10 protein-coding genes are annotated in these 12,115 nt (G+C 38.2%); 1 reads left to right on the top strand and 9 read right to left on the bottom strand.

Features of this window, described 5'->3' with window-relative positions; translation table 11 throughout:
• Positions 1-220: 220 nt before the first annotated feature.
• The 5 genes from QUF94_RS13550 to QUF94_RS13530 all read right to left on the bottom strand — a co-directional run bounded on the left by QUF94_RS13550 (position 221) and on the right by QUF94_RS13530 (position 6,964).
• On the bottom strand, positions 221-2,350 hold the full coding sequence (locus tag QUF94_RS13550; RefSeq protein ID WP_289316321.1) for an ATP-dependent Clp protease ATP-binding subunit: 2,130 nt from the start codon (positions 2,348-2,350) through the stop codon (positions 221-223).
• A 396-nt stretch (positions 2,351-2,746) separates the two neighbouring features.
• Positions 2,747-3,190, bottom strand: a complete 444-nt coding sequence (locus tag QUF94_RS13545; protein ID WP_289316320.1) for a C40 family peptidase — start codon at positions 3,188-3,190, stop codon at positions 2,747-2,749.
• Between the two features lie 541 nt (positions 3,191-3,731).
• Entirely contained in the window at positions 3,732-4,358 is a 627-nt protein-coding gene (locus QUF94_RS13540) for a metal-dependent hydrolase (RefSeq protein WP_289316319.1), read from the bottom strand.
• 575 nt (positions 4,359-4,933) lie between these two features.
• Positions 4,934-5,770 carry a hypothetical protein gene (locus QUF94_RS13535; protein ID WP_289316318.1) on the bottom strand — a complete coding sequence of 279 codons (837 nt, stop codon included), beginning with the start codon at positions 5,768-5,770 and terminating at the stop codon, positions 4,934-4,936.
• Positions 5,771-6,070: 300 nt separating this feature from the next.
• A complete protein-coding gene (locus QUF94_RS13530; protein ID WP_289316317.1) occupies positions 6,071-6,964 on the bottom strand; it encodes a selenium metabolism-associated LysR family transcriptional regulator in 894 nt (297 codons plus the stop codon).
• Between the two features lie 133 nt (positions 6,965-7,097).
• Here QUF94_RS13530 and QUF94_RS13525 point away from each other — a divergent pair, with 133 nt between their 5' ends.
• Positions 7,098-8,120 carry a YeiH family protein gene (locus QUF94_RS13525; protein ID WP_289318372.1) on the top strand — a complete coding sequence of 341 codons (1,023 nt, stop codon included), beginning with the start codon at positions 7,098-7,100 and terminating at the stop codon, positions 8,118-8,120.
• A gap of 24 nt (positions 8,121-8,144) precedes the next feature.
• Here the strand turns inward: QUF94_RS13525 and speD are convergent, their stop codons facing one another.
• The 4 genes from speD to QUF94_RS13505 all read right to left on the bottom strand — a co-directional run bounded on the left by speD (position 8,145) and on the right by QUF94_RS13505 (position 12,114).
• The gene (gene speD, locus QUF94_RS13520) at positions 8,145-8,981 is read right to left on the bottom strand and encodes an adenosylmethionine decarboxylase (RefSeq protein ID WP_289316316.1); all 837 of its coding nucleotides are present in this window, start codon (positions 8,979-8,981) and stop codon (positions 8,145-8,147) included.
• An 870-nt stretch (positions 8,982-9,851) separates the two neighbouring features.
• Positions 9,852-10,514: an ABC transporter permease gene (locus QUF94_RS13515; RefSeq protein ID WP_289316315.1), complete on the bottom strand. Its 663-nt coding sequence runs from the start codon at positions 10,512-10,514 to the stop codon at positions 9,852-9,854.
• A gap of 17 nt (positions 10,515-10,531) precedes the next feature.
• Entirely contained in the window at positions 10,532-11,449 is a 918-nt protein-coding gene (locus QUF94_RS13510) for an osmoprotectant ABC transporter substrate-binding protein (RefSeq protein WP_289316314.1), read from the bottom strand.
• A gap of 11 nt (positions 11,450-11,460) precedes the next feature.
• The gene (locus tag QUF94_RS13505) at positions 11,461-12,114 is read right to left on the bottom strand and encodes an ABC transporter permease (protein ID WP_289316313.1); all 654 of its coding nucleotides are present in this window, start codon (positions 12,112-12,114) and stop codon (positions 11,461-11,463) included.
• Position 12,115 lies beyond the last annotated feature (1 nt).

Below are 12,115 nucleotides of genomic sequence, written 5' to 3'. Positions count from 1 at the left end.
TTCCACAGATATTACCCTTCAAAACATCGGATTATGTTGAAAATTCAAAAATCTATTATTGGATTTATTTAGTTTAAATAACCAAATGCAACATAGTCATTCACGTTACTGACTGGACCTTTTTTTTCCTTTTGAATGCCCATAATGAAAAGTGAATCCTAAAAAAGAAAAAAATGCCTCCATAACAGTTTTACGGTCTTGGAGGCATTTCTAGTACTCTTTATGGTGTTTTAATAATTTTCACAGAAGTATCTTCAACTATTGCAGTGAAGTTCTTAACGTCAGGTTGCTCAAAGATAAAGTCAGTGATCCCGTCTTCGAGTTGTTCTTGAAGTACCCGGCGGAGCGGTCTCGCCCCGAAAGTTGGATGATACCCGAGTTCAATCAGTTTTTGTTTTGCTTCAGAAGTTACACTTAAAGTTAAACCATTTGCAGCAAGTGTTTCGTCAAGCTCTTCAATCATGATATCAACGATTTGCAGAAGATCTTCTTTCTTCAATGCCGAAAATTCAATGATGCTATCGAATCTGTTCAAGAATTCCGGTTTGAAGAAATTGCCCAATGATTGGAGGATTGAAGCCTCTTCTACAGCAGTACTTGTACCGAATCCCATTACTTTTTGTTTTTCTCCGACTCCAGCGTTACTCGTCATGATGATCACGGTATCTTTAAAAGCTACGGTCCGGCCTTGACTGTCCGTTAACCGGCCATCTTCCATGATTTGCAGGAACATATGCATTACATCTGGATGTGCTTTTTCTATTTCATCCAATAAGATAATACTGTAAGGTTTGCGGCGAACCTTTTCAGTCAATTGCCCCGCTTCCTCATGGCCTACATATCCAGGCGGAGAACCGATTAATTTAGAAACACTATGTTTCTCCATGAATTCACTCATGTCAAGACGAATCATCGCTTCCTTGTCTCCGAACAATTCCTCAGCAAGAGTTTTCGCCAATTCGGTTTTACCGACACCTGTTGGACCTACGAAAAGGAAAGAACCGGTTGGACGGTTTTTGGATTTTAATCCGGCACGGCTCCTTCGGACGGCTTTAGAAACCTTTTTGACAGCCTCTTCCTGCCCGATGACTTTTTTCATAAGTTCGTCTTGAAGATGAACCATTCTTTCCTGCTCATCTTCTTGCAGCTTGCCTACAGGTATACCAGTCTTTTGTTCGATGATTTTTTGAATGTCCTCAACGGAAACGGTTGGCTTAATTGCATTTTCTCCAGCCTGTAAAGATTTTTCCAGTCTTTCTTCTTCATCACGAAGGAGGGCAGCCTTTTCGTAGGCTTCTTCTTTTAAGGCCATTTCTTTTTCTTTATAGATTTGCCCCAAGCGCTCTTTCATATTTTCTACCTGGCCGTCTTCTATGGTCAAGTTCAATTTGGAACCCGCTTCATCCATCAAGTCTATTGCCTTGTCCGGCAAGAAACGATCTTGAATGTAACGGTTCGAGAGTTCAACAGCCGCTTTTAGCGCTTCTTCACTATATGTGACTCCATGATAGGATTCATAACTATCTTTTAAACCTTGTAAGATGACCAATGCCTCAGCTGTTGTCGGCTCATTAACCTGTACAGGCTGGAAGCGTCTTTCAAGGGCACCATCTTTTTCAATTTTCCTATATTCGGATAAAGTGGTGGCTCCGACAAGCTGAAGTTCGCCACGTGCAAGTGCTGGTTTCAAGATATTTCCTGCATCCATTGATCCTTCGGCTGAACCCGCCCCCACCAGTTGATGAATTTCATCGATGAATAAAATGACATTTTTTCTTTCCTGTAATTCACTGATCAATTGCTTCATTCGTTCTTCGAATTGACCTCTAATTCCAGTATTCGAAACAAGGGACGCGACATCAAGCATATATACCAGCTTATTACGTAATTTACCAGGCACTGAACCCTCAGCAATGGCTAAAGCCAGACCTTCAGCTATGGCTGTTTTACCGACTCCAGGTTCACCAATTAAAACTGGATTATTTTTATTGCGTCTATTAAGGACTTCGATGACACGTTTGATTTCTTCATCTCTTCCGATTACCGGATCAATAAGTCCTGCTTTAGCTACATCGGTCAGATTACGGCCATACTCTTCAAGTAATCCTCCGCCCTCGCCTTGTTCGACTGAATCCGGTTTAGGAACTTCATTATAATTAAATGGATTGAATGAGTTTAGGGATCCATTATACGGGAATTTCCCTGAATCCATTCCCCCCATTGCTGCACCCAGTTTATTTCGCTCTTCTTTATAACAAGTGGAGCACAGTTTCACATCATGCTCCTGACCATTCATATTTAGATGAACTTGAATATTAGCTTGGTTTACATGGCATTTTTCACAAAGCATGTAGCACTCCTCCTTTAAAAATATTAAACTCAATAAAATCTTTGACCTTCTTTGACTTTCTGACTTTATTATACATTGACCTTCTTTGACTTTCAATAATTTTGTCTGGGAATTTTTTTGGAAACAAATTATAAATTCCCTCCAATTAGTTTGCTAATCATATTAAACTATCCATTTATAGTCAAATAAAAAGATTCTATGCCCCTACCATCTTCAATTATTATTGATTACCCATTTCAGCACGCACATAACCAATAAACCACCACTCACTTACTCTTTTTTCAAGGAAAAACTTACGTTAAACAATCATCTGTCTCATCAACTCTTATTTTTTAAAACAAAAAAAGAGACTTCATTAAGTCTCTTAGTATTTTATATTAAGTTGATTTTCTTCTATTATATACGTTTGGCACCAATATACTTTGGCTTCCAATAACTATTATTTGTTTTGGCGTATGACACTCCTTTAGATGATGAAGAGTGTATGAATTCATTGTTCCCTATGTAAATAGCCACATGTGTAGGTTTTTTCGCTTTGTTTGGAGCAAAAAACATTAAGTCACCTTTTTGTAAAGTCTTAACTTTCTTTCCTTTTATATATATATCGGCAGCCGTCCTAGGTAAATTCTTACCAGCCTTTTGATATGAATATTTCACTAAGCCGGAGCAATCAAAACCTGAAGTAGAAATGCCACCCGTTTTATATTTTGTACCTAATTCACTTTTTGCCACTTTAATCGCTTTAGTATGATATGAAGCAGCTTCAACTTGGTCCCCTGTAAAAGATACTGTTCCAAGCATAATAGCCAATGACAATCCGACGACAATTTTCTTAAACAAATTATTTACCCCCTGATGTGATTTGCTAAACCTAATATACTAGAAAAGGCATATCATTCGCATCACAGGATCTTTACAATTATGTTACATTTAGTAGATATAGGAAGAATGACCATATAAAAGATAAAAAAAAGTCGAAACAGACATCCAACAATCACCTTATTGTCAAAGCACTTTTACTTTTCCTCATAGAAAAAACAGTAGTAAGAAAACCACTGTCCAGTTTAACGACAAAAGGAGTTTCGGAATGCTCTCACCCCGAACCATGATTTAAATGAAAATTTTATTATCCTTCATGTTTTTTACTTGATTATACGTATGAAAGCCTCTCTAGATTGAAGAAATTTGTGACACTCCTGCCGAATAACTGGCTAGCCGAGACCCCACAGGCGCTTGCGGCGAGGAGGCTCGGTAGACAGTCGGCGGAAAGGGAGCGAATTTCTGAAATCAACTGGAACTTTTTTCAAAAGAAAACATTGAAGGTAAACTGGTACTTCTCCAATTTGTCTATAGTCTGAACAGCGGCACTAGAAAACCACTGTCAAAATTCTTTTGAGAAAAATGGAAGAAATAACTTTATCCCACGTTTATTAAAAGGTAAAAACTTCATATCTGCAATTAAATGACTTATGTATCCTAAAACACAAGTAGTTAAAATCCCATCAATCCCCATGAATTCTTCGAATTGAAAGGCAATGATGCCAAAGAAGACGATTCCGGCAATCGAATGGGTGTAACTTCTATGCGGTGTAAAGGATGCTAGGATAATATAGACGCCTAACAGCCATAACCAGTTTTCCTGCCAAGATAATCCCCCGCCTAATACAGCTAACCCAGTCAGGGTCAGCATATGCCTTTGTGTAATGAAAGATGAAATAATGATGATTCCGATTCCTGCCCCTACTCCAATCCACTTTTCAGTTTCAGAACCTTCCAAAACACAATAAAGGATCATTAAAATCCCAATCGTTTGTGCTAACGTTCGGATAAACTTATGTGAAAAGGTAATCCTATTACTTAACTTTCCATCAATATCCATATCGGGCATAAGGCCTGAAACGCCCCCAATCCCAACCAAGAATAAAGTGGTGGTTGGATCTGTTTGAAGTGTGTTAGCCGTCAAGAATCCAACCGATGCCCCTAATGCCATGTGTGCTGTACCGTTCACTGTCTCTCTCCTGTCCCTCTAAGAAGTAATCTCGCTCCCAAGAAACGAATGTTTGTTCGAATCCCTGCATTCTAACTATACAATATTTTTGAAGGAATTTCTTTAATTCTTTTAAAAAACCCGATCAATCATTATTACAGCACAAATTGAACCTAATGATTTTAGGTTCTTAGGACTCGATTGTTTATAGTTTGCTTTTATTTTTCTTTATAAAAATCTAAATTAAAATCTTTCTTCTAAAAGGTTATAAATGTATTTTCCAATGTAATTTTTATCTAAAACCGCAAAAATATTTTTCTGTAAATGGAGGTTTTTCATGAAATTTTATCCATAATATGAATATACTAATCTATAAGGGGAGTGATTCAGATAGCTTTTTTAAATGCCTTCAATAATTTTAAAAAAGGGAAAAAGTCCAAGAAAATAAAGAACATGGATTTTCGGGAACAGGACGTAAAGAAATCGTCTGAGCTCATTGGTAATAATGTAATTGTCCAAAATATAATTAACAATCACCTTTCAAAAAAAAATAACCACTTATAGGGTGGTTTTTTTAATTATTATGGGAAGTCGTTTCAATCTTTTTCTATCTTCTCGCCTACTTCATAAATATAGTTATACTGTAAATAGTAATCGTATATGACATTTTGCAGGATCTTGAGTAGTGATTTATCGAATGTATCGAATTCAGTTTGATAACTATTTAAGACAGTGACAAATTTCCCGTCTGTGTTTTCAAAATAATGGAGAAGAAAATTCTTGTAATATTCACTATCACTATTGCTTTTATTCGAAATGCACGAATCTCCGGTTTCGATCGACTTATCAATCATGGCTTTGATGGATTTAGGCAGCTTAGCTTTCTTGAACTGGTTCAAGGTATAGATATCATAGGTAAAGGATAGTCCTAATTGATTGGAGTAAAAGTCCATGGCACATTCCAATGTATAGATTAAGGGTGTTTTAAAGTCTTTGCTGTTGGCAATTTCCTCTGATATCTCCAATTGATATTCCTCGGATGTTAAATATGCTGCAAATTTCATTTTCGAACTGCTGACGCTGAATACCTCATAAACGGCTGCGTCTTGTTTTTCAATTTCAATTTCGATATTAAAAAACTTAAAGTGCTTTAAACGGTAAAAAGCAATCGGTGCCAATAGGAAAAGCAGTATCCATACAAGGTATAGAAATAACGTATTAAAGATGATTTGATAAAATTCTGACGTTACTATCGGTTCGATGATTAACGTTATCAATGTATGTTCAAAGCCTTGAGATATAGGAGGATTTTGTGTAACTGCTGAATCAACGGCTTCCTCTGGCTTATTCCAAGTTTGGATACCTAATTGAGCCATCGCAACAAGCGTATAAACAAAAATTAAAATAGTTCCTAACACATAAAATTTTGGCATGAACCCTATAATTCTGTCGAAAACAGAAATCCGCTTATCTTTCTGCTCCTCTATAGCCAATGTGGTTGCTCCTTTTAAGATTAATAAATGCAGGAAAAGTCCTACAGGGACTCAGAAGTTCCTGGAGGGTTCCTATTTAATTTATATGTTTGAAATTATGTTAAAATACGTAAATATTGTTTATTGATTGACATATTCCAAAATACTTTCGACGTTTTCATTAACATAATAAATATATCGTCATACAAAAAATGCCCATCCTCTTCAAAATTGAAAGGATGAGCTTAAAGTTTAAGTGATTTATTTAGGCTGGCCCTTTATCGCAAATTCCTCGACCTTCCTTAAAAACAACTCCATCGCTTTTGACGCTTCGAAATCTAACTTTTTCACGATTGAAAAAGGCCTTATAATGGGTTCATTTTTTAAATGAAAGGTTTTCAATTCATTGGATTTCAATTCTTTTTGTACAGTCAATCGGGATAACAAGGCAATACCCAGCCCAGCCATCACCGCTTCTTTCACTCCTTGGATACTGGTGAAAATAAAACTTTTCTTTATGTTCAGTTCCAGGCTGCTCAGAAGTTTATCCGAATATGCACGGGTTCCTGATCCTTGCTCCCTTAGTACCCATGTTTGGTTTTGGAGCAAGCTACCCTCGATAATATCCATCTGTGAAAGTGGATGAACGGGGGGGACGACGACAATCATCTCATCATTCATGAATGGGCTGACATCTATATCTTTATAATCCGTTTCTCCCTCAATCAAACCTATATCAAGCTTATTCGAACGTATTCCTTGAATGACTTCATTAGAATTCGAGATGATGATTTGTATGTCCACCAGCGGATATTGAGCAGCATATTCCGCTAAAACTTTTGGAAGGTAGTATTCCCCTATCGTGAAACTTGCACCTATTTTCATCGTTCCGCTAACCACGTTATTAAAGTCATTTATTTCCCTTATTGCTGTCTCATAATGATTAAGCATTTGCTTTGCATGTCTATACAAAATTTTTCCCGGCTCTGTTATTTGAACTTGTTTGGGAGAACGGTAAATTAATTTCGTACCTAACTCATTTTCCAGATTCCTTATGTGAAGACTGACTCCTGGCTGCGACAGGTTCAGAATATCGCCTGCTCTAGAAAAGTTTTTCTGTTCGATTACGGTTACGAATACCTTTAAAGGATCCATGGTTACCTCCCTATATACTTATGCATTTTATTTTATCATAAGTAGAAGTAATCATTGAAATAGCAAAAATATATTTCACTTATTTTTACTTAAGCTTTAAAGTAAAGGCATCAACATAGATGGAGTGATCACACTGGAACAAACAGAGGTTCAAACGAGAAAATTAGGATTTACAAAAGGAATAGCTTTGACTTTGCTAATTGCCATAGCAGCAAAATACTTAGCAGAGCTTCCATTCCTTCATATAATGGGACAGCTAGTCATTGCAATACTGATTGGTGTTGTTTGGAAATCGGTCATTGGCGTTCCTGCTTACGCTGTTGCAGGTACAAATTATTCAAGTAAAGTCCTTTTGAGAATGGGCATTATCCTATTGGGGATGCGCTTGAACTTGAAGGATATTTTTAATGCCGGCCCGAAAACATTTGCAGTTGGGGCCATTAGTCTTATATTTGCTATATTAGTAGTTTATGGGCTGACCCGTCTATTTAAAGTTGAGAAAAAGCTAGGCATATTGACAGCTTGCGGAACAGGAATTTGTGGAGCTGCAGCCATCCTGGCAATTTCCACTCAAATTAAAGCAAAAGAAAAAGATACAGCAATCGCTGTAGCGACGGTTGCTGTTTTAGGTACAACCTTCACTTTCGGTTACACGATCCTTTACCCATTACTGGAGTTATCCGGGCCAGGATACGGTATATTTTCGGGTGCGACACTGCATGAAATTGCTCACGTCATCGCTGCGGCAGCACCAGGAGGAAATGAGGCAGTCGACTTGGCAGTCATGGTCAAATTGACTAGGGTTGCCCTACTAATTCCCGTTGCCATTTTAATTGGATTCATCATGAATTGGAAAGAGCGAGAAACAGACGGAAAGAAATTTTCCTGGAAGTCCATTCAGGTACCATGGTTTATTTTTGGATTTTTATTAATGAGCGCCCTCTATTCAACTGGTGCAGTTCCCGAATCTATAGCTGATAAGCTTGTTATGCTTTCCTATATCCTCATGGCAATGTCCATGGCAGGACTAGGATTGAATATAGACATCATAACTTTTAAAAAATATGGCGGTAAACCTTTTATTGCTGGACTAATCGGTTCTGTTTTATTAACGTGTCTCGGCTATGTATTGGTTCATGTTTTCCAGTTAAATTAATATTTCACTAAAAACAAGCATCCCTTAATCGGCATGCTTGTTCTTTACTGAGGGATGCGGGACATTGGCACCATAAAAAATTTCGTCCATCTCCGTTTGTAGCCTTACAATTATTTCCTCCCTTTCTTCTGTATTTAGTTTTTCCTCTGTATAACCGAATAAGTAATTATTGATATCGAATCTTTTTAGCTTACATTTTGTATGGAATATATTTTCCTGGTATACATTTACATCAATCATGTCATATAAACCCTTTACTTCTTCAGGAATATAGTTTTGAATGGAATTAATATCGTGATCAATAAACAATTTCCGGCCATCTTTATCTCTCGTAAATCCTCTAACACGGTAATCTATCGTGATAATGTCGGTATCGAAGGAATGTATGAGATAATTAAGGGCTTTAAGCGGAGATATTTCCCCACAAGTAGAGACATCGATATCGGCCCTGAATGTGCTAATGCCTTCATTTGGATGGAATTCAGGGTATGTATGTACGGTGATGTGGCTTTTATCCAGTTGCATGACCACATTATCAGGTAAAGGTCCTGGTGATTCCTCATAAGTCCCAGTGGGTACCTCAACGACAGGACCTTCTGAAACAAGAATGGTTACACTCGCGCCTTGAGGGACATAATCCTGTTTGGCCGTATTTAAAACGTGTGCTCCTATTAAATCAGAAACGTTATGCAAAATCTTCGAAAGCCTTTCTGCATTATATTGTTCATCGATATAATCCAGATATGCCTCTCTCTCTTCCCTGGTTTTTGTATAACAGACATCATACATATTAAAGCTTAAAGATTTCGTAAGATTATTAAAGCCATGAAGTTCAATACGTTGCTCTGGTGTAAGTTTCATGATTGATTCCCCTTTATTTTTTTACAACTACCCTTATAGTTACCCTTTTTCTGAAATAAAAAACTAAGCAGGCAAGGCTCGACTTCCATCTTCTAATAGGCAATAGTAATTTTCCGGTAAAGAAACCAAATAAAAAGAGCCATTGCATCAGCATTGGCTCTCAGACTGTAGACAACCGATGAAAATGAGTTTGCCTATAGTTTTTTTTATGGATTGTACAATTTGAACGTTGATTTCTGCTCCAGGCACTCGCTTTCCGCGGGCGGTCCGGGAGCCTCCTCGGCTTGTGCCTGCGGGGTCCCCATAGACGCGCTTTTCCCGCAGGAGTCTCGCACCTTCCACTCCAATCAACTTTGTTATAAAATTCAGATAGAAACTATACCTGAGAGTTGAAGGTGTTGCTTCGAATCAGTTGGTTCGGAAACATTACTTGAGGAAAGATTCTATTAAACGAAGAAATCACACCTGCTTTACCCTATACACGCCCTCGCACAAAAGAAGGATTCTTTCGCAATAATGACTATGTTTACGATGAACACTTTGATTGTTACCTTTGCCCTTCGGACGAATTTTTTAAGTACTCAACAACTAAAGAAGGTTATCGCGAGTATCGCCAAAACAAATTAGTGCAACATGCTCATCTTTATCACGGTGTACAGAAAGCAGTGACCATCAAAAGGTAGTGACATGGCATCTGGCAAGCTTAGGTGGAAGAAACAGATCATCTGCGTAATAACCAAGATGTAAACCTATATATGCGAAACGCAAAGAAACGAAAGGGGTTCGGAATTTTTTTATTCCGAACCCCTTTTGTCTAGAAACTGAGAGCCATTGCATCAGCATTGGCTCTTTTATTGTCTTGACTTTGTTTTAGGCAGTATGAATTTTTTTCTTTTTTATCGGTGAAAGCAATCGTTCCAGCCATCCGAGTAAAAGATCTGACAGAATGGCCATTAATGCAGTCGGGATAGCGCCTGCAAGTATTATCGCTGTTCCATTTGAAGCATTCGTTCCCCTCACAATGATATCCCCCAGGCCACCTGCGCCCACGAATGTACCGACAGCAGTTACTCCTATTGCAACGACAAGTGCAGTACGTAAGCCAGCCATTATGACAGACAAGGATAATGGCAGTTCGACCATTCTTAGTAACTGGAGCTTCGTCATCCCCATTGCCTTGCCAGATTCTAAATAAGCATGATCGATACTTGTAATTCCGACATAAGTGTTCCTCAGGATTGGCAGTAAGGAGTATAGAAACAATGATAAGATTACCGTATTTGTTCCTAAGCCCATTACTAGCATTAGGAGAGCAAGCATAGCCAATGCTGGTGTGGTTTGTATGACATTCGTTATCGAAAATATCCAATTACTCAATTTCTTATGTTTCGCGATGAAAATGCCTATCGGGATGGCTACGATTGCAGCAAATAAAACTCCATAAGCGGACATTAAAAAGTGGCGATAAAACTCAGTAAGTACATACATCCAATTTTGGGAATAATAAGTTCCCAGCTGTTGCAAGGTTTCCATTGGTTTGCACCTCCCATTTATTCAAAATATTTATGTGCTTTAAGGAATTCAGTCGCTACGACCGATGGTTCTTTTAATTTCCCATCCACTTCATAGTTCAGTTCCTGCATGGTTTCAGTATTGATTTCGCCAATCAACTTGTTAAGTTCATCTTCAATCTCAGGATATCGTTCCAATAATTCTTCGGTAACGACCGGTGAACAGTCATACGGAGGGAAATATTGTTTATCATCTTCCAAAAGCTTCAAATCATTAACCTTAATCCGACCATCGGAAGAGTATGCAAGGACAATATCCATCTGACCATTTTTGACTGCATCGTATACCAGGCCAATCTGCATCGGATAAGTTTCCCCAAATTCCAATCCATATGTATCGACGAACCCTTGATAGCCATCACCTTTTCTTTTCAGCCAAGCACTATCGACACCTAACCTTAAATTATCTGCATCCTTTTCCAGATCAGATATTTTCTTATATCCTTTTTCTTCTGCCAATTCATTTGAAATCGTAAAGGCATAGGTGTTATCAAATCCATAAGAATCAAAAAATTTGAATCCATATTGTTCTTTGAATTCCCTTTGTACAATTTCCATCGCCTTTTCTGGATCCTTTTCGACTTCCTGTCCCAGGACACTAGTTAAATCCGTCCCTGTATATCGAGTTGCGGCTATATCTATATCACCGCTCTCCATCGCTTTTTGCTGAACGAAATTCGAACCTAGATTTTTGACGATTTTCGTATCGAATTCCGTATTCCTTTCAAGGAGTTGAGCGATCATGTTCGCCAGGATTTCGGATTCGGTCATACTTTGGGCACCGATCTTTACAGTAGTTTCAGTAGATGACCCTAATCCTGGCAAAGAGCATCCGCTGATGATTAATGAACATACTATAAGGGCTATGAAAATTAAACTTCTCATTTTTTTATACATGGTATTCCTCCTCAAGCAACTTCCTTCATACCTTTTAATCCTTTTGGTACGACTTTTCGTTCAATGATCGAGAATACATAATCCACCAGGATAGCCATGATGATCACTGGAACTGCACCTGCGATGATATATTCTGTTTGGTATAAATTCAAACCGATAAAAATGTAATCACCAAGACCTCCGCCTCCAATAAAGGAAGCTAAGGTTGCCCATCCAATTAGGTAGACGGAAGCCGTACGAATTCCAGCCATAATGACGGAAAGTGCAAGGGGGAATTCAACCAGACGAATCCTCTCCCAGCTTGTCATTCCGATGCCCCGGCCGGATTCCAGCAGATTTTCATTTACGCCTTTAATGCCTGTGTATGTATTCCTGAGTATAGGTAAAACGGAATAGAAAAATAACGCTATGATTGCAGGGGTTTTCCCAACACCGAAGAAAGGAATGAAAAAGGCAAGGACTGCTAAGCTCGGCAGTGTTTGCATAATGTTTGCAATTCCGATTATAATGGATGCGCTCCTTTTCATTCGGGTCAACATAATGCCTAGCGGTACGGCGATTATTATTCCAAGGAAAACAGCGATCATGGATATATATAAGTGCTCCCATGCCTTATAAATCAACTCTTGCCAGTTCGTTTGTAAAAAATCGAGCAATGTTTCCATC

The sequence above is a fragment of the Peribacillus sp. NJ4 genome, from assembly GCF_030348345.1.
Lineage (GTDB): Bacteria > Bacillota > Bacilli > Bacillales > DSM-1321 > Peribacillus.
Note: the sequence above shows the minus strand (reverse complement) of the source record. Positions and strands in the feature narration are given on the sequence as shown.